Raw genomic sequence first — 21,778 nt, forward strand, 5'->3', positions numbered from 1 at the left:
GGTTCCTCCGTTGTCATCTCTGATGTGAGTTTACGTCACTCCACCAGTAATAATTTATAAAGCGGTTGATTTTCTTCAACCAAATCAGCCAGCGTGTAGTTATCTAGTTCCTTAAGAAAACTTTGCGCAGCTTCAGCAAGCGCCTTTTTCAGGCGGCAGGCGGGAGTAATGTGGCAAAATTCGCTGCTGCAATTGACCAGCGATAACGGCTCCAGATCGCGGACAACATCACCAACACGAATAGCTTGCGCTGGTTTACCCAGGCGAATCCCCCCGTTTTTCCCCCGCACGGCCATAACGTAACCAGCACGGCTTAACTGATTGATTATTTTAACCATATGATTACGGGAAACGCCGTAAACCTCCGTCACTTCGGAGATACTCGTCATTCTTCCATCCGGCAACGACGCCATGTAGATCAGCGCACGTAATCCGTAATCCGTAAAACTCGTTAACTGCACATCAACCTCAGGGTAAGGGGGAACGGTCAGCACTCTGGCTTCAGTTGCTGCGCGAACGGGCGCATCCTGAATGCTTTAGAGCATTGATCCTCGGGTAAAAACGATATTGATACTGTATTGATGATAAACCAGCCAGCGCTCAGGCCGCTAATTTATTTGAAATGGGGCGGGTGAACAGCAAAAACAAGGGCGCCTGAACGGCGCCCCAGGTTATTGATTATGCGTCGAACGGGTCGCGCAGAATCATCGTCTCAGAACGGTCAGGACCGGTAGAGATGATATCAACCGGTACACCGGTCAGCTCTTCAATGCGAGCGATATAGTTCAGCGCTGTCTGCGGCAGGCCGCTACGTGTTTTCACACCGAAGGTGGTTTCAGACCAGCCCGGCATAATTTCATAGATCGGCTCAATGCCTTCCCAGTTATCAGCAGCCAGCGGCGTGGTAGTCACTTCGCGGCCATCTGGCATACGGTAACCGACGCAGATTTTCACTTCTTTCAGGCCGTCCAGCACGTCCAGCTTGGTCAGGCAGAAGCCAGACAGGGAGTTGATCTGCACCGCGCGACGGATCGCCACGATATCCAGCCAGCCGGTACGACGACGACGGCCAGTGGTGGCGCCGAACTCGTTACCCTGCTTGCACAGGAACTCGCCGGTTTCATCGAACAGCTCTGTCGGGAACGGACCTGCACCAACGCGAGTGGAGTAGGCTTTGATGATCCCCAGAACGTAATCGACATAACGCGGACCCAGACCGGAACCTGTCGCCACGCCACCAGCAGTGGTGTTGGACGAGGTCACGTACGGATAGGTACCGTGGTCGATATCCAGCAGAGTACCCTGCGCGCCTTCGAACATCACGAAGTCGCCACGCTTGCGCGCCTGGTCCAGCAGATCGGACACATCAACAACCATCGCCGTCAGGATGTCGGCAATCGCCATCACATCATCCAGCACTTTCTGATAGTCAACCGCTTCTGCTTTGTAGAAATTCACCAGCTGGAAGTTGTGATATTCCATCACTTCTTTCAGCTTGTCAGCAAAGGTGGCTTTATCAAACAGATCGCCCACGCGCAGACCGCGACGTGCGACTTTATCTTCGTACGCAGGGCCGATACCGCGACCGGTAGTACCGATAGCTTTCGCGCCACGTGCTTTCTCACGAGCCACATCAAGTGCTACGTGATAATCGAGGATAAGCGGGCAGGCTTCAGACAGCAGCAGACGCTCACGAACAGGGATACCACGGTCTTCCAGACCTTTCATCTCTTTCATCAGCGCAGCTGGAGACAGCACAACGCCATTACCGATAATGCTGGTAACGTTTTCGCGGAGAATACCTGATGGAATAAGATGGAGGACGGTTTTTTCACCGTTGATTACGAGAGTATGGCCAGCGTTGTGACCACCCTGGTAGCGCACAACATATTTAGCCCGTTCAGTCAGGAGATCGACGATCTTCCCTTTACCTTCGTCACCCCATTGGGTGCCCAGTACGACGACGTTGTTACCCATTTTTCAAAATCACCGTTTGCTTAAAAATGGATTCTACCATCGCTTTTTCAGAGTTACAGCACTTTTTGCAGCCAATATCAGGCAAGTCTGACCACTTTTTGATCAGTTTAACGATTTCGTCAACATGTAGTAGATAACGAACCCAGCGACCACAAGACCACCGCCAAAACGGCGTAATAAATTATCCGGAAGCTGGGTCATTGTCGCAATCATTCGCCGCCAGGCACGTGGATAAAGCAGTGGCCCGAGCCCTTCCAGAACTAAAACCAGCGCCAGTGCCAGCCAGATTGTTGAATTCATTATTGACCCTTAGAGAGAAAGCTGACCGCTGCGGCAGAGCAACGTGTAAATTGGACTTTTGCCGCATTGTCCGGCATTTCGCCTTGATTATGTACTGCTTTCGCGCACAAAAGACCATAACCGATTGTGCTGCGGCTGTTTATTAGATTTGCCTATAAAAAAAGGCGCCTGTAAAGGCGCCTTTTCATCATATCATCCACAAATCAGCGAGTAGTCGCCGCAGGTGATTTCATATAACGGAAGAAATCGCTGTCCGGGCTGAGCACCATCACATCCTGATTGCTCTGGAAGCTGTTCTCATAGGCACGCAGGCTACGGATAAAGGCATAGAAGCCTGGATCCTGGCTGAATGCATCAGCAAACAGCTTAGCGGCATCTGCATCACCTTCACCACGCATGATACGGCCCTGACGCTCCGCTTCAGCCAGTGTCTTGGTGACTTCATAGTCCGCGGTAGCACGCAGCTTCTCAGCCTCTTCCTGGCCTTGTGAACGGTGACGACGAGCAACCGCTTCACGCTCGGCGCGCATACGGTTGTAAATCGCTTCAGACACTTCCGCCGGCAGGTTGATCTGCTTGATACGCACGTCAACGACTTCAATACCCAGTGCCGCCATACTGTTCGGGTTAATCACCGGGACTTTACCGTTGGTTTCTGTCGCCACGCGCTCCGCCGCTTTGGCGATAGCATCGTCGGCAGCCGGGGTGCTGACTTCATCTTCAGTCCCTGCAGAACCGGAGTTCAGGGCATCGCGTACTTCCAGGGTCAGACGACCACGGGAGTCGGTCACGATATCTTTCACGTCCAGGCGACCAATTTCAGAACGCAGACGGTCAGAGAACTTACGCTTCAGCAGTACCTCGGCCTGGGAGACGTCGCCGCCGCCGGTTGCCAGGTAGTAGCGGCTGAAGTCGCTGATACGCCATTTAATGTAGGAGTCAACGATCAGGTCTTTCTTCTCTTTAGTCACAAAGCGATCGGCCTGGTTGTCCATGGTCTGAATACGCGCATCCAGCGTTTTCACTGATTCAATGAACGGGATCTTGAAGTGCAGACCCGGCGCATAGACCAGCGGTTTATTTTCGCTATCGCGCAGGACTTTACCAAAGCGCAGCGTAATACCACGCTCGCCTTCTTTGACAACAAAGACAGACATGTAAAGCACTACCAGCACGATAACCACTATCGCAATAACAGGTTTACGCATCGTTATTCCCCCTGACGCTGGTAGTCGTTACGCTGCGCGTTAGCGCGGCGTTGGTCCATGATATTGCCGTCCGTAGTGGTCGACGTCGTGCTGGCGCTGCTTGAGCTTGACGCAGGCGGCAGGCGCAGCAGATCGCTGGCACCACTGCTACTGTTCTTTGCCGCTGGGGTGCCAGCGCCTTTCAGCATCTGGTCCAGAGGCAGAACCATCAGATTGCCGCCTTTATCGTTAACCAGCACTTTGCGGGTGTGGCTCAGCACTTTTTCCATGCTTTCGATATACAGACGTTCACGGGTAATTTCCGGCGCAGCTTTATACTCTGGCAGGATTTTCGCAAAGCGAGCAACTTCACCCTGCGCTTCGAGTACGGTCTGAGTCTTGTACGCACGCGCCTCTTCAAGGATACGCTGCGCCTGACCATTGGCTCGCGGCTGCACTTCGTTGGTATACGCTTCAGCTTCACGGATGTACTGCTGTTCGTTCTCACGAGCGGCAATCGCATCATCAAATGCGGCTTTCACCTCTTCCGGCGGACGAGCCGTCTGGAAGTTGACGTCCAGCAGAGTGATACCCATGTTGTACGGACGAATCGTCTCTTCCAGCTCACGCTGGGTATCGCTACGAATAACGGTACGACCTTCGGTCAGAATGCGGTCCATCGTGTACTTACCAATAACGCCACGCAGGGCGCTGTCGGTCGCCTGACGCAGGCTGTCGTCTGCGCTGGCTACGCTAAACAGGTAGCGCTCAGGATCGGTCACGCGATACTGCACGTTCATCTCAACGCGTACGACGTTTTCATCGGACGTCAGCATGACGCCAGAAGCCGCCAGTTCACGTACTGATTCAACGTTAACGGCCTGCACGTTATCGATAAAGGTCGGCTTCCAGTTAAGACCAGGCTCAACCAGATGACTGAATTTACCAAAGCGTGTTACCACACCACGTTCCGCTTCCTTGATGGTATAGAAACCGCTGGCTGCCCAGATAATTACCGCAGCGGCGGCAACGATGCCGACAATGCGTCCGCCCATCGGGCCGCGTGGTCCTTGAGAGCTGCTACCGCCCCCCTGGCCACCTTTACCGCCACCGAGACCGCCAAGTTTTTTACTTAACTTGCGGAAGATATCATCCAGATCGGGCGGCCCCTGCTCGCGACCACCTTTATTGCCATTTCCCCCGGAGTTGCCGCCTTGGTTATTGCTGCTCCCCCACGGGTCGCGGTCCTGTCCGTTATTACCGGGCTGATTCCACGCCATGTATATGCTCCATATTTGTTTTTGATATCCCCACAGGGGTTAATATCTTCAGGCAAGCTGCAAGGTCAAATCACGTAATCAACCAGCGCTGGCTCTTGTTTACAGAGGCGACGCCAGTCAACGATCGGCATGCGCACCTGCAGACTCACGCTGCCGTCATCCTCCATCCACTCTTTTTCTATCGCCTGAAGCTGATAGAACCGACTTCTCAGTCGCCCTTCCTGTGGCGGTAGACGCAGCGTGTGCTGTGCCACTTCACCGGAAAGTCGTTCCGTCAAAGCCTGAAAAAGCAGTGGTACGCCAACTCCGGTCTGGGCGGAGAGCCAGACCCGAATCGGTTTATTCTCTTCATCCCGATCGATACGCGGTTCAAAATCATCCAGCATGTCGATTTTGTTCATTACCAGCAGCATCGGAATTTCATCGGCCTCGATTTCAGCGAGTACCGTATTAACTGCATCAATGTTTTCCTGCACGCGGACATCGGCTGCATCAATCACATGCAGCAGCAGGGTCGCCTGACGCGTCTCCTGCAGGGTGGCTTTAAACGCGGCAACCAGATCGTGCGGCAGATGGCGAATAAAGCCGACGGTATCCGCCAGCACGGTCTCGCCAACATCGGCGACATCAATGCGACGAAGCGTTGGATCCAGCGTTGCGAACAGCTGGTTCGCAGCATAAACCTCGGCTTCGGTTATCTGATTGAACAGCGTTGATTTTCCGGCGTTGGTGTAACCCACCAGCGAGACGGTTGGAATATCGGCTTTGGCTCGAGACCGCCGTCCTTGTTCACGCTGTTTTGACACCTTTTCCAGCCGCCCCAGGATCTGCATGATCCGGTTACGCAGCAGTCGACGGTCAGTTTCGAGCTGGGTTTCACCCGGGCCGCGCAAACCAATCCCGCCTTTTTGTCTTTCAAGGTGGGTCCAGCCACGAACCAGGCGCGTGGCCATATGGCGTAGCTGTGCCAGCTCAACCTGCAGTTTCCCTTCATGGGTACGTGCGCGCTGGGCAAAAATATCTAAAATAAGACCTGTGCGATCGATAACCCGGCATTCGCATAAACGTTCCAGGTTTCGTTCCTGAGCCGGGCTCAGAGCATGATCGAACAGCACGACTGACGCGCCGGTCGCTTTTACGGCTTCCGCAATTTCGACAGCCTTACCTTCACCAACAAAATATTTTGGGTGCGGTGCTTTACGGCTACCGGTAATCACCTGCATTGCTTCGACACCGGCAGAGGAGACCAGGGATTCAAACTCCTGAAGGTCTTCCATATCTTTGTCTTGCGAAAAATAGATGTGTACCAGCACCGCCTGCTCACCGGCATCATAACGGTCAAACAAGCATAAACCCCTTATCAAATACCAGCGGAGAACCCAGTTACCCGTCGTCTTTCAGGTCGCATGCGTTGGTGCTCTGACCCATACGGGTCACCAAACACCGCTTTCAATATGCGTCTGACAAATGTGTTGTACCCAGTCATTCACTGACGTAAATGACTGGGGAGTCACGACATGCCGCTTACCTGAAACCTGAAATGCATCGGTAAAACCTGGCTCCCCGGCATGGAAAAACAGCGAAACCTTACTCGGTATCTTCGCTGTCTTGCTGCGGCGCAGAAGAACCCTGCGCGCTACCACCATGGTGATAGTTGCTTGTACCGCCGCCAGCATTATTGCTGTGGTGAGACACCGGGCGAGACGGGACAACAGTAGAAATTGCGTGCTTGTAGACCATCTGGCTGACCGTGTTTTTCAACAGGATCACGAACTGATCGAAAGACTCAATTTGCCCTTGCAGCTTAATACCATTCACCAAATAAATAGAAACCGGAACACGTTCCCGACGCAAAGCGTTCAGGAACGGATCTTGTAAAGATTGCCCCTTAGCCATTCTCTCTTTTCCTTATATGTATGCTTGTTTTGTACTCAGAACCTTACGATTCTTAAAAAAAATTACGCACGATACCGTTTAATTGTACACGTTCAGTCCTGGCTCGCACCAACTACCTGTAATACTTTGTTGAGCGCCTGTTCAGGGTGTTCACTATCTAACCAGTGAATATCTTCCCAGCCACGCAACCAGGTGATCTGACGTTTAGCTAACTGTCTCGTCGCGCAAACACCTCGATAAACCATTTCATCATACGAGATCTCGCCTTCAAGGTATGACCACATCTGGCGGTATCCAACACAACGAATGGAAGGCATGTCCGTATGCAAATCTCCGCGGGCAAAAAGCGCCCGTACTTCTGCTTCAAAACCCGAAGCCAACATCTGATGAAAACGCTGTTCAATGCGCTGATGGAGCAGTTCACGGCTCGCCGGGGCGATGGCGAACTGATGCACCTGGTAAGGCAGAGCGTCTCCTGACGTTTGCGTCAGTTCCGTTAAAGTTTTACCCGAAATGAAAAAAACTTCCAGTGCTCGGGAAAGTCTTTGCGGATCATTTGGATGAATACGCGCGGCGGCAACGGGATCGATCTCCTGTAGCTGCCGGTGCAATGCGTGCCACCCCTGCTCTGCTGCCTGCTGCTCAATGTTGGCCCTGACCTGAGGGTCCGCCGACGGTAGCGGCGATAAGCCTTCCAACAACGCTTTGAAATACAACATGGTTCCGCCAACCAGTAGCGGAATGCGCCCGGCAGCGACGATATCCGCCATTTCTGCCAGCGCATCGCGGCGAAAATCAGCCGCGGAATAAGCCTCTGCTGGATCGCGAATATCCAGCAACCGATGCGGCGCGGCACTCTGCTCCGCGGCATCCGGCTTGGCAGTGCCGATATCCATTCCTCGATAGATAAGGGCGGAATCAACACTAATCAACTCTATCGGTAAAATTTTACGCAACGCAATCGCTAATGCGGTTTTACCGGAGGCCGTTGGGCCCATTAAAAATATTGCCTTAGGCAGGCTCGCCGTAGTGACATCACTCATCTTTCAGGGCATTCATCGCCGAATGTAAATCAACAGGTTGTAACAGACCACCCGGCGGCGCTTTTACCAGTTGCGGGCACAAACGTTCAACGTCTGCCAGAACGGTAATCGCCTGCGCCATATTCCACTGCGCATGCTCGCTTGCCAGATTACGCGCAATCCACTGCGCGATGTTGCCGACGTCGAATGCCTTTTGCTGCGCCAGGTAGCCTATCAGTTCAGGAATCAAGATTTGTAAATTTTGTTGTCTTAAGGGTAAAGGCACGGCGCGCACCGTTAAATGTTGCGCGTCCGGTTGCACATCGATACCCAGCACTGCCAGGGCCGATTGGGCTTTACCCAGCGCCTCTTTTTCCGCCGCGGAAGCCTTCAGACGCAGCGGGATCAACAGAGGCTGCGCGCAAACCGGCTCGACCTGCGGCGTCAACTGTGCCTGCCGTAACCAGCGCTCCGCGACCGGCAACGACAGCAGCGCCAGCTTGCCGTCGCGCTCCAGCAGCGCGCAATCGCCGCCGACAATAGTCAGCACGCGGCCAAAGCTCTGGCTATGGCCGGATAACCCTTCCGCCGCCGGCGTCGGCACAACGTTTTTACGCTCTGCCGCGGGAGTATCCAACAGTTGGCGATAGAGCGCGCCCTGCTGTTTCTGGTAGCCCGGCTGCGCATGCGGCCAGCTGGCCGCCCCTGCGGCTGCAGGATTGGTGGGAGTGCGTGGCGTATCGCTGGAATAACGAGGCGCGGCAGGCTCACGCGCCAGCGCGGGTTGCGCGAAATGGTTACCTCCCGCTGCCACCCGGTTTTCCGGAATCTGCGGCCGCGACGGCGCCATCTCGTCATCGTCCTCCACCAGCGGCGCCTGAAGCTGCTGCTGGAGCACGCTCAATACGCCCTGGTAGATAAAATCATGCACCAGGCGCGACTGATGGAAACGGACTTCATGCTTCGCCGGATGGACGTTTACATCCACCTGGTGCGGATCGATCTCAAGATAGAGGACAAACGCCGGTTGCTGATCCGCCCCGAGCTTATCTTCGCAGGCCTGACGAATCGCGTGATTAATTAACCGATCGCGCATCATGCGGCCATTCACATAGCAGTACTGAATTTCCGCCAGTGCCGGGTTGGTATGCAGCGGATCCGCCACCCAGCCGCGCAGCGTCAGGTCGCCATGCTGCCACTCAATCGCCAGGGCATGTTCCAGAAACGGCATACCGCAGATCGCACCTAGCCGCCGCTCGCGTTGCCCACCTTCTGGCACAGCACGATACTGACGCACCGCTTTGCCGTTGTGGCTGAGATTAATCGTGACGTCGAAGCGCGCCAGTGCGATGCGTCTGACGATCTCATCGATATGGCCAAATTCGGTCTTTTCGGTACGCATAAACTTGCGTCGCGCCGGGGTGTTATAGAACAGATCCAGCACTTCGAGAGTGGTGCCAACCGGGTGTGCCGCCGGTTTGACCGTCACCTCCTGATCGCGACCTTCGGCATATGCCTGCCACGCTTCCTGCTGCTCCGCGGTGCGAGAGGTGAGCGTCAGCCGGGCAACCGAGCTGATACTGGCCAGCGCTTCGCCGCGAAAACCGAGGCTGATAATGGCTTCCAGATCGTCGAGAGTAGTGATTTTACTGGTGGCGTGACGAGCCAGCGCCAACGCCAGCTCATCCTTTTTGATACCGCAGCCGTTATCACGAATGCGGATAAGTTTTGCGCCGCCGCGTTCGATATCAATATCAATCCGCGTGGCGCCAGCATCGAGACTGTTTTCTACCAGCTCCTTCACCACCGACGCCGGACGTTCCACCACCTCACCTGCGGCAATCTGGTTGGCGAGCTGCGGCGGTAGAACCTGAATCGGCATGACTGACTCCTTAATTGATCAACGTCCTGCCAGGCGACGTGGCGCTGGCGGTTTGCGCTGGCTCACCGTGGGGGGCCGATTGTAGCGGGTGCTGCATAAAGTAGTTACGCAGGCCGTTATAAATGGCTTCGGCAATCTGCTGCTGATAATTATCGCTGCCCAACAGGCGCTCTTCCCCGTTGTTACTGATAAAGCCGGTTTCCACGAGGATCGACGGGATATCCGGCGAGCGCAGAACGCCCAGGCTAGCGTGTTCAGGGCGACGTTTGTGCAGATCGCCCACCCGCTGCAGCTGGCTTAATACGTTTGTCGCGACATCATACCCGACGCGCTGAGAATGGCCGAACTGTAAATCCAGTACCGCCTGGCTGAGATAAGGGTCTGACTGGCTGTTTGCCAGCACATCCCCCGCTCCACCGAGTAGTTCAGACTGCTTCTCGTGCTGTTCAAGCCAGCCCGCCATTTCGCTGTTTGCACGGCGGTTGGACAGCACCCACACCGATGCACCGGTAGCATCGCGGTTCGGCGCCGCATCGGCGTGAATCGACACCAGGAAGTTCGCATTCTGCTTACGCGCCACGTCTGAGCGGCCCATTACCGAAATAAAATAGTCGCCATCGCGAGTCAGCACCGGCTTAAACAACGGGTCGGCATTGAGCAGCGTGCGCAGCTTGCGGGCAATCGCGATGGTGACATTTTTCTCTTTGGTACCATTCGGTCCGATAGCGCCAGGATCCTGGCCACCGTGACCGGCATCGATCGCAATAATGACTTTTTCATCCGTGGCCACCGCGCGTGTCACCGGGCGCGTCGTGCTCTGGTTGTTGGTCATCGCGGTGGGTCGTTCACTCCCAGATGCGCTGAATGGGTTACGTGCCGGCGCTGTCGGACGTACAGGCACTATCGGTGCTTCCACCCGCTTAGCGACCACCGGTGGTGGCGATGGAGGTGGCGGCGGCGCATCGGCATTAATAGTAAAGACGACGGTATAGTTCGAGCCATTTTGCTGTTTCACGGCACGTGTTTTGCCATTTTCGGTCAGATCGACCAGCAGGCGCAGCGTCTGTGTATCCGCCGCCGTCCCCGCACGAATGCTCTTCACCAGATTGTTGCCGCTAAACAGCAACGGCAGCCCCTGAAGCGCGCCGCTCTGCTTAATATCCAGCGCCACGGTACGTTTCCCCTGCGCGCTAAACGAGTATTCAGGATCGCCAATAAAGCTGATGGTGATACGGGCCTGTTGATCGCCATTGGAGACCTGGATATCGGACAGACTTGCCGCAGTCGCCTGAATGCTTAACAGCATCAGCGCAGCGGCCAGCCAACTGGTTATACGATGGATCATCCCGTTATCCCTCAGGCTAAACGCGTCAATACAGACTCACCTAATGAGGAGACCGCCGTCACGCGCGCCTCACGCCCTTGTGCCTGATACTCAAGATGGATTTCGACATCCGGCTCAGGCAGTACACCCGCACCTTGTTGAGGCCATTCCACCAGGCAGATGGCATCGTTTGCAAAATAATCACGGATCCCCATAAATTCGAGCTCTTCAGGATCCGCCAGACGATAGAGATCAAAGTGGTACACCATCAGATTTTCGAGGGTGTAAGGCTCTACTAGCGTATACGTCGGGCTTTTGACATTGCCGCGATGGCCGAGGGCGTGGAGAAAACCGCGACTAAAGGTCGTTTTACCCGCGCCTAAATCGCCATACAGATAGATGACCGTGGCGCCGGAACAGGCCTGCGCAAGGCGGTCACCAAGGTCTAAAGTTGCCTGCTCGTCGGGTAAAGGAATCACTCGGTTAATCATGGTCTAGGTCAATCACATCCGGGTTAACAACACGCCTGAGCGTGGAAAAAAGATCGGTCGCCAGCATCCCACGGCTGCCATCACGGGCAGCCAGCCGGTCAGCGGCTTCGCCATGCGCAACACATCCGGCGCAGGCAGCATCATACGGCGTCAGTCGTTGTCCTGATAGCGCGGCGATAATGCCGGTCAGCACATCGCCCATGCCGCCGCTGGCCATGCCCGCGTTGCCAGCATCGATAATACCCATCTCACCTGCTTCGCTGGCCACCACCGTACCCGCGCCTTTCAGCACGACCACGCCCCCGTACTGTTTTACCAGACGTTGCGCAGAAAGTAAGCGATCGCTTTCAATTTCTGCCACGCTGCAGTTCAACAGACGGGCGGCTTCACCGGGGTGCGGCGTCAGCACACGATTGTGACGTTTATCGGGAGTGATTGCCAGCAGGTTCAACGCATCCGCATCCCAGACCATTGGTTTAGGAAAGTGCGCCACCTGACGCAGCGCCTGAGCGCCCCATTCGCGCTGCCCGAGCCCGGGGCCAATCGCCACCACATCGGCCCATTGCAGACTCTCATCGAGGATCTGGGTTGTCAGTTCGTGGACCATCAGCTCAGGCCGGGCCGCAATAATGGGAAAAATATTGTCTTTGTGAGTAAGCACTCGCACCAGACCGGCCCCGGCCCGCAACGCCGCTTCACCGGCCATGCGAATTGCGCCTCCGGTGCCGCAATCACCACCGATAATCACCAGCTTACCGTGATCGCCTTTGTGCGATGTCGGGCGTCTTGGCGGGAGCCAGTCGGCCAGTTGCGAGGCGTCGAAACGCCGTAGCGGCACCGTCTGGCCCGCCAGCCAGCTTTCCAGCCCGAGGGCATGGTAATAAAGCCGACCAACCACATCCCGGGCTTTCCCTGTCAGTAGCCCTGGTTTGAGGCCAATAAACGTGACCGTACAGGCAGCGTCGATCGCCGCCCCAGGGGTCGCCCCCGTTTGCGCATTGAGTCCGGAAGGAATATCCAGCGCCACCACCGGGGCCGGATGGGCATTCGCACGCTGGATCAGCGTGGCGACATTTTCCCGCGGCGCACTCTGTAACCCGGTACCAAGAAGCCCGTCGATAATCAGATCGATATCCTGCGGCCAGGGGATTTCCGCCGCATGAATAGTCCCGCCGGCATCCAGCCAGGCTTCACGGGCGGCGGCGGCCTCTTCCGGCAGCGGCTTATCACTCTCGACTGCCAGCAGCGTCACGCGAATACCGTCGGCCTGCGCCAGACGCGCCACCACATAGCCGTCGCCGCCGTTATTGCCGTGGCCGCAGAGAATCAGCCAGTGCTGGCTGGCAGGATAGTCGGCCCGGGCATGTTGATAAGCTGCCTCGCCGGCGCGCTGCATCAGCTCAAACAGCGTCAGGCCGAGGCTGTCCGCCGCCGCTTTTTCGGCGCGTCGCAGCGCATCTGCAGGCCAAATGAAGTGTGGTATACTGACAGGGTTTTTTGTCATTGTATGGTCCATCATGTCTCAGCCCCTCGATCTCAATACGTTAGCGCAGCAAATCAAGCAATGGGGCACTGAACTAGGGTTCCAGCAGGTCGGCATTACCGACACCGATCTCAGCGCCAGCGAACCTAAACTGCAGGCATGGCTGGACAAACAATACCACGGCGAGATGGAATGGATGGCGCGTCACGGTATGATGCGCGCCCGTCCCCATGAGCTTCAGCCCGGTACGTTACGCGTGATTAGCGTGCGGATGAACTATCTCCCCGCCAACGCCGCTTTCGCCCGCACCCTGAAAGATCCCTCGCTGGGTTACGTCAGCCGTTATGCCCTTGGGCGTGATTATCATAAGCTGCTACGTAACCGCCTGAAAAAACTCGGTGAGATGATTCAGGAACAGTGTACTTCGCTCAATTTTAGACCGTTTGTCGATTCTGCGCCCATTCTGGAGCGCCCGTTAGCGGAAAAAGCCGGTCTGGGCTGGACTGGTAAGCATTCGCTTATTCTTAATCGCGATGCCGGGTCGTTCTTTTTCCTCGGCGAACTGCTGGTCGATATCCCTCTTCCCATAGATAGCCCGGTAGAGGAAGCGTGCGGGCGCTGCGTGGCCTGCATGACGATCTGCCCGACCGGGGCGATCGTTGAACCGTATACCGTCGATGCCCGCCGCTGTATCTCCTATCTGACCATCGAACTGGAAGGGGCAATACCAGAAGAGTTTCGTCCGCTCATTGGCAACCGTATCTATGGCTGCGACGACTGCCAGCTCATCTGTCCGTGGAACCGCTTCTCGCAGCTAACCGATGAAGAGGACTTCAGCCCGCGTAAAGCGCTGCACGCCCCGCCGCTGGTGGAGCTGTTTGCCTGGAGCGAAGCGCATTTTCTGAAAGTTACCGAAGGGTCCGCGATCCGCCGCATTGGTCATCTGCGCTGGCTGCGTAATATTGCCGTTGCGCTGGGCAATGCCGCCTGGGATGACGCGCATCTCAGCGCGCTGGAGAGTCGCCGAGGTGAGCACCCACTACTCGATGAACACATTGAGTGGGCGGTCGCCCAGCAAATCGAGAAGCGAAATACTGACGTCATTGAAGTGCAGTTGCCGAAAAAACAGCGGCTGGTTCGGGTGATTGAAAAAGGACTGCCAAGGGATGCCTGATTCATTCACAGGCTGTGAATAAAAACAAAAACACATTGCGTTTCAACATACAGACGTTCGTCAAGTGATCGCGATAACACTTTGAAATGAATTTTTATTATTAAATTTCAATACGATGGACTGATATTATTTACAAAATGAAGTTATTCATCTGGAAATGCGCAGACGCTAACCTGTGGATAACTCTGTTTACAGTATTTTTGATGTGATGCGGAAAAGCATCGCAGATGCGATTTGCACTGTGGATAAACTGAGGATGAGAAGAAAACTTGGAGCGGGAAACGAGACTCGAACTCGCGACCCCGACCTTGGCAAGGTCGTGCTCTACCAACTGAGCTATTCCCGCTTGGGTATGGTGACTTTCAAATTTTGGAGCGGGAAACGAGACTCGAACTCGCGACCCCGACCTTGGCAAGGTCGTGCTCTACCAACTGAGCTATTCCCGCTTGGGTATGGTACTTTTCAAATTTTGGAGCGGGAAACGAGACTCGAACTCGCGACCCCGACCTTGGCAAGGTCGTGCTCTACCAACTGAGCTATTCCCGCGTACTTCTGGGTATTTCTGGCCATATTTCTACGGCGTCGTGATTTGCATTTCTGCTTCGTCACGGGAGGCGCATTATACGAGAATTCGATGGAGCTGCAACCCCCCGGCGAACACTTTTTTGTGTTTTTTGTCTGAATGGACACTTTATCGCCAACCGCAGCGTCAAATTGTACAAATAAGCGCCGAACAAGGCAAAATAACTTTTTCCGGCTCCGCTAAGGGCGCAAAATCGCTCAGATTTGTGGGTCGCGATACCCGCAGACGGTCAACCACAATGACAAACAGGGAATTAACATGAAAAGAGCGCTTTCGGTCCTGCTGCTGACCACGCTTGCTGCAGGAACAGCATCCGCGACGACGCTGCATTTTGGTACCACTACGGCCAATCCGCCCTTTGAAACCGTCAACGCCAAAAACCAACCCTCAGGTTTTGATATCGACCTGGCCAAAGCACTGTGCAAACAGATGCAGGCCGAGTGCAAATTCACCCCGCAGCACTTCGATACACTGATCCCGGCGCTCCGCTTTAAAAAGTTCGACGCCATCATCGCCGGTATCGAGGTGATTCCGATGCGTGAGAAACAGGTGGCATTCACTCAGCCCTATCGTCAGGCGCTCTCTGGCGTGGTAGTCACTGCGAAAGGTGCCGCCCATCATTTCACCGACCTGAAGGGCAAAACGCTCGGCGTCGTCAAAGGCACCATTCATCAGCATTACCTGCAGGACAAACAAAAAGGGGTGAACATGCAGATGTACGCCAATAGCGACGACGCCCTCGGAGCCCTGAAAGCAGGAAGCGTGGATGGTGTGATGGGCGACCAGACGACCCTGGACCAGTGGCTGTCGGATAATCCTGACTACGCGATGATGGATGAACGAGCCACCGATCCGAACTATTACGGTAAGCAATACGCCATTGCGGTGCGTAAAGACGACCCGGAGTTGCTTAATACGATGAATGCCGCGCTGGAGTCGGTGAAAGCCTCGCCGGACTTCCAGGCCATGGAACAGAAGTGGTTTAAATAGAGGATCTGCGCCGGGGCCAACTGACCCCGGCGTTGGGATTACAGTTGAATAAAGTGTTCGCGATAGTAGGCCAGCTCAGCCACCGACTCGCGGATATCATCCATCGCCTGATGAGTGCCCTGCTTTTTAAAGCCATCGAGGATTTCCGGCTTCCAGCGGCGCGCCAGCTCTTTCAGAGTGCTGACGTCAAGGTAGCGGTAGTGGAAATAGGCTTCCAGCTCCGGCATATATTTGAACAGGAAGCGACGATCCTGACCAATGCTGTTCCCGCAGATCGGTGATTTACCTGCCGGCACCCACTGTTTAAGAAATTCGATCGTCGCCAGCTCTGCTTCACGATCACCCTGAGTGCTGGCCTTCACGCGCTCAACCAGGCCGCTCCCGGTATGGGTACGCACGTTCCAGTCATCCATCAGCGCCAGCTGCGCGTCGGACTGGTGTACCGCAATCGTCGGCCCTTCTGCCAGGATGTTAAGGTGCGCATCGGTCACCAGGGTGGCGATTTCAATAATGCGATCGCGCTCTGGATCCAGCCCTGTCATTTCAAGATCAATCCAAATCAGGTTGTTTTCATCTGCACTCATGCTATTTTCCACCCATAATTTTACCATTCTGGCCCGTAAAATTTCAGGATGCAGGCGGAACAATGCACCAGCATCTTGCAAGATGACGGGTCGATATTCATCTTAGATCGCGTGTATCATAGAGGTTTTGCCCACTCAGGGCGACCAGGAGCCAGTTCGATTGAGTAAAAATAAGCTCTCCAAAGGCCAACAGCGCCGCGTGAAGGCCAATCATCAGCGCCGCCTGAAAACGACTTCGGAGAAGGCCGATTACGATGACAACCTGTTTGGCGAAACGTCCGAAGGCATCGTTATCAGCCGGTTTGGTATGCATGCCGATGTCGAATCCGCCGACGGTAACGTTCACCGCTGCAACATTCGCCGTACCATCCGTTCGCTGGTGACCGGCGACCGCGTGGTCTGGAGACCCGGCAAAGATGCCGCTGACGGCGTCAACGTCAAAGGGATTGTTGAGGCGGTACACGACCGAACCTCCGTCCTGACACGCCCGGACTTCTACGACGGCGTCAAACCTATCGCTGCCAACATCGATCAAATCGTGATCGTTTCCGCTATCTTGCCCGAGCTGTCATTAAACATTATTGACCGCTATCTGGTGGCCTGCGAAACGCTGGATGTTGAGCCTCTGATTGTGCTCAACAAAACCGATCTGCTGGATGCTGACGGCATGGCCTTCGTTAACGAGCAGATGGATATCTATCGTGGTATCGGCTACCGCGTACTGATGGTTTCAAGCCGCACGCAGGATGGTCTGAAACCGCTTGAAGACGCGCTCACTGACCGCATCAGTATTTTTGCCGGGCAGTCCGGGGTGGGGAAATCCAGCCTGCTGAACGCATTGCTGGGTCTGCATGAAGATCAGATCCTGACCAACGATGTGTCTGACAACTCAGGGCTGGGCCAGCACACCACCACCGCGGCACGTCTCTATCACTTCCCGCACGGGGGCGATGTGATCGACTCCCCTGGCGTACGTGAATTCGGGTTATGGCACCTGGAAGCGGAACAAATTACCCACGGCTTTGTCGAATTCCACGATTATTTAGGCCGTTGCAAATATCGCGACTGTAAGCACGATACCGATCCAGGCTGCGCTATTCGCGAAGCAGTGGAAAATGGCAAAATTGCTGAGAGCCGTTTCGCAAACTATCACCGCATCCTGGAAAGCATGACGCAGGTACAGGTAAAAACGCGTAAAAGCTTTTCATCATCCGATGACTGACAATTAAGCTGAGCATCGTTAGAATCGTCCCCCTTTTTTCAGGTCCCCGCGCGTTTGCGGGGTCAGGAACGACAAATCATGGCCTGGAGGCTACCTTGTTAAACGATCTTAAACTTTCACTGCAATACATTCTGCCTAAACTGTGGCTCACCCGCCTCTCAGGCTGGGGTGCGAGCAAGCGAGCGGGCTGGCTGACGAAACTGGTCATCGATCTGTTTGTGAAATGCTACAAGGTCGATATGAAAGAGGCGCAGAAGCCAGATACCGCCAGCTACCGCACCTTTAACGATTTCTTCGTGCGCCCGCTGCGTGAAGAAGTGCGTCCCGTTAACACGGATCCTAACGTGCTGGTCATGCCTGCCGACGGCGCCATCAGTCAGCTGGGCGCCATCGAAGACGATAAAATCCTGCAGGCGAAAGGCCACAACTACACCCTGGAAGCCCTGCTGGCAGGTAACTACCAGATGGCCGACCTGTTCCGTAACGGCAACTTCGCCACCACCTACCTGTCACCGCGCGACTATCACCGCGTGCACATGCCGTGCAACGGCATCCTGCGTGAAATGATCTATGTGCCAGGCGATCTGTTCTCCGTGAACCACCTGACCGCCCGGAACGTGCCTAATCTGTTTGCCCGTAACGAACGCGTGATCTGCCTGTTTGATACGGAATTTGGCCCGATGGCACAAATTCTGGTGGGCGCAACGATTGTCGGCAGCATTGAAACCGTGTGGTCCGGTACGGTCACCCCGCCGCGTGAAGGCATCATCAAACGCTGGACCTGGCCGGCAGGCGACAGCGAAGGTTCTATCGCGCTGCTGAAAGGCCAGGAGATGGGCCGCTTTAAGCTCGGTTCTACCGTTATCAACCTGTTCGCACCGGGTAAAGTGAAGCTGGTTGAGCAGTTGCAAAGCCTCTCCGTCACGCAGCTCGGTCAGCCGCTGGCGACTGCCGTCGAGACGCTGTCCGCGGTCGAAGACGACGCCACCCCACTGAACGATGCCACACAAGACGAAGGTTAATTCCTGACTAAAAAGGGTTATGCCGTGCGCCTGATATCTATTTTTCTGCTGGCCTGGAGCCTCAGTTTCGGGGCGTACGCAGCGACAGCCCCCGACGCGAAACAGATCGCTCAGGAACTTGAACAGGCGAAGGCGGCAAAACCCGCCCAGCCTGGTACCGTTGAAGCGTTACAAGCTGCACTGAACGCGCTTGAGGAACGAAGTGCTTCCCTCGAGCGCGCGCGTCAGTATCAGCAGGTTATCGACAACTTCCCCAAGCTTTTCCAGACGCTGCGCTCGCAGCTCAATAATCTGTCCGACGAACCGCGCCAGGTCTCAACCAGCCTCTCTTCCGATGCGCTGAACCAGGAGATCCTGCAGGTCAGCAGCCAGCTGCTCGAAGCCAGTCGTCAGGCACAGCAAGAGCAGGAGCGCGCGCGCGATATCGCCGACTCCCTGAACCAGCTTCCGCAACAGCAAACTGACGCACGCCGTCAGCTCAACGAAGTGGAGCGTCGGGTCGGCGCGCAGACCAGCAATACGCCGCTGGCACAGGCGCAGAATCTTGGCCTACAGGCGGAATCCTCGCGCCTGAAAGCGCTGGTGAACGAACTGGATCTGGCGCAGCTCTCGGCGAACAATCGTCAGGAACTGTCGCGCATGCGCGGCGAGTTAGCGCAAAAACAGAGCAAGCTCCTCGACGGCTACCTGCAGGCGCTACGCAATCAGCTCAATAGCCAGCGCCAACGCGAAGCGGAAAAAGCGCTGGAAAGTACCGAGCTGCTGGCAGAGAACAGCGAAAACCTGCCGCCGGAGCTTGTAGAGCAGTTTAAGGTTAACCGAGAACTCTCTCAGGCGCTGAATCAGCAGGCCCAGCGTATGGACCTGGTGGCCTCACAGCAACGCCAGGCCACCAATCAGACGCTCCAGGTACGTCAGGCGTTGAATACCCTGCGCGAACAATCTCAGTGGCTCGGGTCGTCTAACCTGCTGGGTGAAGCCTTACGTGCCCAGGTGGCCCGTCTGCCGGAAATGCCAAAACCACAGCAGCTGGATACCGAGATGGCTCAGCTGCGGGTACAGCGCCTGCACTTTGAAGATCTGCTCGGCAACCAGCCACAGCTGCGGCTCATACGCCAGGCCGACGGCGAACCGCTCACCAGCGAACAAAACCGCATTCTTGAAGCGCAGCTGCGCACGCAGAACGAACTGCTTAATTCACTGCTGCAGGGTGGCGACACGCTGATTCTGGAACTGACCAAGCTGAAAGTTTCCAATAGTCAGTTGGAAGATGCGCTGAAAGAGATCAACGAAGCGACCCACCGCTATCTGTTCTGGACCTCAGACGTCAGCCCTATCGGTTTCTCATGGCCGCTGGAAATCGTCCACGACCTGCGCCGTCTGGTGTCTCTCGATACCGTCAGCCAGCTTGGCAAAGCCAGCGCCATGATGTTGACCAGCAAAGAGACACTGCTCCCGCTGTTTGGTGCCTTGATTCTGGTGGGCTTCAGCATCAGCTCCCGTCGCCATTTCACCCGTTTTCTGGAGCGTTCCAGCGCCCGGGTTGGCAAAGTCACTCAGGATCACTTCTGGCTGACGCTGCGTACCGTGTTCTGGTCGATTCTGGTGGCATCTCCCCTTCCGGTGCTGTGGATGACCCTGGGCTTTGGTCTGCAGTCCGCCTGGCCCTATCCGCTGGCGGTGGCGATCGGCGATAGCGTCACAGCGACGGTCCCGCTGTTGTGGGTAGTGATGATTTGCGCCACCTTCGCCCGGCCAAACGGCCTGTTTATCGCCCACTTTGGCTGGCCGCGTAGTCGGGTCACCAAAGCTATGCGCTACTACCTGATGAGCATCGGGCTGATCGTGCCGCTGATTATCGCGCTGATTATGTTTGATAATCTTAACGATCGTGAGTTTTCCGCCTCACTCGGGCGTCTCTGTTTCCTGTTGATTTGCGGGGCGCTGGCGCTGGTGACGTGGAGCCTGAAACACGCCGGGATCCCGCTGTATCTCGATAAATCCGGGAGCGGCGAGAACATGATCAACCGCATGCTGTGGAACCTGCTGCTTGGCGCGCCGTTAATCGCCATGCTGGCGGCGGCGATCGGCTATCTGGCTACCGCTCAGGCGCTGCTGGCGAGGCTGGAAACCTCGGTGGCTATCTGGTTCCTGCTGTTGGTGGTGTACCACATTATCCGCCGTTGGATGCTGATTCAGCGCCGCCGGCTGGCCTTCGACCGTGCGAAACACCGGCGGGCGGAAATTCTCGCCCAGCGTGCTCGCGGGGAAGATGATGTGGTTCATACCAGCAGTCCGGAAGGGTCCGCGGAGAACGAAGTCAGCGAGATCGATCTCGACGCCATCAGTACCCAGTCTCTGCGCCTGGTGCGTTCGTTGCTAATGCTCATCGCGCTGGTGTCGGTGATCGTGCTGTGGTCAGAAATTCATTCCGCGTTCGGCTTCCTCGAGAACATCTCGTTATGGGATGTCACCTCTACGGTACAGGGCGTTGAGAGCCTGGAGCCGATTACCCTCGGCGCGGTATTGATCGCCATTCTGGTGATAATCATCACCACTCAACTGGTGAGAAATTTCCCGGCATTGCTGGAGCTGGCGGTGCTGCAGCACCTCGATCTCACGCCGGGTACCGGCTATGCCATCACCACCATCACCAAATATCTGCTGATGCTGGTCGGTGGCCTGATGGGCTTCTCGATGATCGGGATTGAATGGGCGAAACTGCAATGGCTGGTTGCTGCGCTGGGTGTCGGGCTTGGTTTTGGTCTTCAGGAAATTTTCGCCAACTTTATCTCTGGCCTGATTATTCTGTTTGAAAAACCGATACGTATTGGCGATACGGTGACAATCCGCGATCTGACCGGCAGCGTGACCCGAATCAATACCCGCGCCACCACCATCAGTGACTGGGACCGCAAAGAGATTATTGTGCCCAACAAGGCCTTTATCACCGAGCAGTTCATCAACTGGTCGCTCTCCGACTCCGTCACCCGCGTGGTGTTAACCATTCCGGCGCCGGCGGATGCGAACACCGAAGAGGTTACGCAGATCCTGATCGCCGCGGCACACCGTTGTTCGCTGGTGATCGATACCCCTGCGCCAGAGGCGTTCCTCGTCGATCTGCAGCAGGGTATTCAGATTTTCGAACTGCGTATTTACGCCGCCGAGATGGGACACCGGATGCCGCTGCGCCATGAGATCCACCAGCTGATTCTGGCGGGCTATCGTGAACACGGTATCGACATGCCGTTCCCGCCGTTCCAGATGCGTCTGGAAAGCATCGATGGCCTCAAAACCAGTAAGTCGCTGACCTCAGCAGGGAAATCCGGCCGGGCGCCGGGAAGTCTGTAAAGCCATCCGG

Annotated in this window: 18 protein-coding genes and 3 tRNA genes; 5 read left to right on the forward strand and 16 right to left on the reverse strand. The window is 55.7% G+C overall.

Annotation, left to right across the window (positions count from 1 at the left end; translation table 11 throughout):
* Positions 1–35 precede the first annotated feature (35 nt).
* From nsrR to nnr, 12 genes are all read right to left on the reverse strand, one after another.
* Positions 36–461 (reverse strand): nitric oxide-sensing transcriptional repressor NsrR, encoded by a 426-nt coding sequence (nsrR, locus tag HF679_RS16245; protein ID WP_123757981.1) that lies wholly within the window; start codon positions 459–461, stop codon positions 36–38.
* 217 nt (positions 462–678) lie between these two features.
* Positions 679–1,977: an adenylosuccinate synthase gene (locus tag HF679_RS16250; RefSeq protein WP_187042224.1), complete on the reverse strand. Its 1,299-nt coding sequence runs from the start codon at positions 1,975–1,977 to the stop codon at positions 679–681.
* A 102-nt stretch (positions 1,978–2,079) separates the two neighbouring features.
* Positions 2,080–2,277 (reverse strand): DUF2065 domain-containing protein, encoded by a 198-nt coding sequence (locus HF679_RS16255; RefSeq protein WP_154145062.1) that lies wholly within the window; start codon positions 2,275–2,277, stop codon positions 2,080–2,082.
* Positions 2,278–2,480: 203 nt separating this feature from the next.
* The gene (hflC, locus tag HF679_RS16260) at positions 2,481–3,485 is read right to left on the reverse strand and encodes a protease modulator HflC (RefSeq protein WP_123757849.1); all 1,005 of its coding nucleotides are present in this window, start codon (positions 3,483–3,485) and stop codon (positions 2,481–2,483) included.
* Positions 3,486–3,487: 2 nt separating this feature from the next.
* On the reverse strand, positions 3,488–4,744 hold the full coding sequence (gene hflK / locus HF679_RS16265; RefSeq protein WP_123757848.1) for an FtsH protease activity modulator HflK: 1,257 nt from the start codon (positions 4,742–4,744) through the stop codon (positions 3,488–3,490).
* Between the two features lie 65 nt (positions 4,745–4,809).
* Positions 4,810–6,090 carry a ribosome rescue GTPase HflX gene (hflX, locus tag HF679_RS16270; protein WP_123757847.1) on the reverse strand — a complete coding sequence of 427 codons (1,281 nt, stop codon included), beginning with the start codon at positions 6,088–6,090 and terminating at the stop codon, positions 4,810–4,812.
* Between the two features lie 241 nt (positions 6,091–6,331).
* Entirely contained in the window at positions 6,332–6,640 is a 309-nt protein-coding gene (gene hfq / locus HF679_RS16275) for an RNA chaperone Hfq (RefSeq protein ID WP_004857035.1), read from the reverse strand.
* Positions 6,641–6,732: 92 nt separating this feature from the next.
* A complete protein-coding gene (miaA, locus tag HF679_RS16280; RefSeq protein WP_154145063.1) occupies positions 6,733–7,683 on the reverse strand; it encodes a tRNA (adenosine(37)-N6)-dimethylallyltransferase MiaA in 951 nt (316 codons plus the stop codon).
* Entirely contained in the window at positions 7,676–9,544 is a 1,869-nt protein-coding gene (gene mutL / locus HF679_RS16285; RefSeq protein ID WP_187042225.1) for a DNA mismatch repair endonuclease MutL, read from the reverse strand. The genes miaA and mutL overlap by 8 nt, the downstream gene beginning before the upstream one ends.
* A gap of 10 nt (positions 9,545–9,554) precedes the next feature.
* Complete coding sequence (amiB, locus tag HF679_RS16290) at positions 9,555–10,889, reverse strand: N-acetylmuramoyl-L-alanine amidase AmiB (RefSeq protein WP_154145065.1); 1,335 nt, start codon at positions 10,887–10,889, stop codon at positions 9,555–9,557.
* An 11-nt stretch (positions 10,890–10,900) separates the two neighbouring features.
* The gene (tsaE, locus tag HF679_RS16295) at positions 10,901–11,359 is read right to left on the reverse strand and encodes a tRNA (adenosine(37)-N6)-threonylcarbamoyltransferase complex ATPase subunit type 1 TsaE (RefSeq protein ID WP_123757843.1); all 459 of its coding nucleotides are present in this window, start codon (positions 11,357–11,359) and stop codon (positions 10,901–10,903) included.
* Positions 11,352–12,863, reverse strand: a complete 1,512-nt coding sequence (gene nnr / locus HF679_RS16300; RefSeq protein ID WP_187042226.1) for a bifunctional ADP-dependent NAD(P)H-hydrate dehydratase/NAD(P)H-hydrate epimerase — start codon at positions 12,861–12,863, stop codon at positions 11,352–11,354. The genes tsaE and nnr overlap by 8 nt, the downstream gene beginning before the upstream one ends.
* Positions 12,864–12,876: 13 nt before the next feature.
* On the opposite strand from nnr, the gene queG reads away from it, so the two are divergent.
* Positions 12,877–14,016 (forward strand): tRNA epoxyqueuosine(34) reductase QueG, encoded by a 1,140-nt coding sequence (gene queG / locus HF679_RS16305; RefSeq protein WP_123757841.1) that lies wholly within the window; start codon positions 12,877–12,879, stop codon positions 14,014–14,016.
* 270 nt (positions 14,017–14,286) lie between these two features.
* On the opposite strand, the gene HF679_RS16310 is transcribed toward queG, so the two are convergent.
* The 3 genes from HF679_RS16310 to HF679_RS16320 all read right to left on the reverse strand — a co-directional run bounded on the left by HF679_RS16310 (position 14,287) and on the right by HF679_RS16320 (position 14,562).
* Positions 14,287–14,362 (reverse strand) — tRNA-Gly (locus HF679_RS16310).
* 24 nt (positions 14,363–14,386) lie between these two features.
* A tRNA-Gly gene (locus HF679_RS16315) sits at positions 14,387–14,462 on the reverse strand.
* A 24-nt stretch (positions 14,463–14,486) separates the two neighbouring features.
* Positions 14,487–14,562 (reverse strand) — tRNA-Gly (locus HF679_RS16320).
* 295 nt (positions 14,563–14,857) lie between these two features.
* On the opposite strand from HF679_RS16320, the gene HF679_RS16325 reads away from it, so the two are divergent.
* Positions 14,858–15,589 (forward strand): arginine ABC transporter substrate-binding protein, encoded by a 732-nt coding sequence (locus tag HF679_RS16325; RefSeq protein ID WP_187042227.1) that lies wholly within the window; start codon positions 14,858–14,860, stop codon positions 15,587–15,589.
* 38 nt (positions 15,590–15,627) lie between these two features.
* Here HF679_RS16325 and orn read toward each other — a convergent pair whose 3' ends face one another.
* Positions 15,628–16,173, reverse strand: a complete 546-nt coding sequence (gene orn, locus HF679_RS16330; protein ID WP_123757839.1) for an oligoribonuclease — start codon at positions 16,171–16,173, stop codon at positions 15,628–15,630.
* Between the two features lie 160 nt (positions 16,174–16,333).
* On the opposite strand from orn, the gene rsgA reads away from it, so the two are divergent.
* The 3 genes from rsgA to mscM all read left to right on the forward strand — a co-directional run bounded on the left by rsgA (position 16,334) and on the right by mscM (position 21,768).
* Positions 16,334–17,395, forward strand: coding sequence for a small ribosomal subunit biogenesis GTPase RsgA (rsgA, locus tag HF679_RS16335; RefSeq protein ID WP_123757837.1), 1,062 nt, complete (start codon positions 16,334–16,336; stop codon positions 17,393–17,395).
* Positions 17,396–17,490: 95 nt separating this feature from the next.
* Complete coding sequence (gene asd / locus HF679_RS16340) at positions 17,491–18,417, forward strand: archaetidylserine decarboxylase (protein WP_154145068.1); 927 nt, start codon at positions 17,491–17,493, stop codon at positions 18,415–18,417.
* A gap of 24 nt (positions 18,418–18,441) precedes the next feature.
* Entirely contained in the window at positions 18,442–21,768 is a 3,327-nt protein-coding gene (mscM, locus tag HF679_RS16345; RefSeq protein WP_123757835.1) for a miniconductance mechanosensitive channel MscM, read from the forward strand.
* The last annotated feature ends 10 nt before the right edge of the window (positions 21,769–21,778 follow it).

The sequence above is a fragment of the Enterobacter sp. JUb54 genome, from assembly GCF_014298075.1.
GTDB lineage: Bacteria > Pseudomonadota > Gammaproteobacteria > Enterobacterales > Enterobacteriaceae > Klebsiella > Klebsiella lignicola.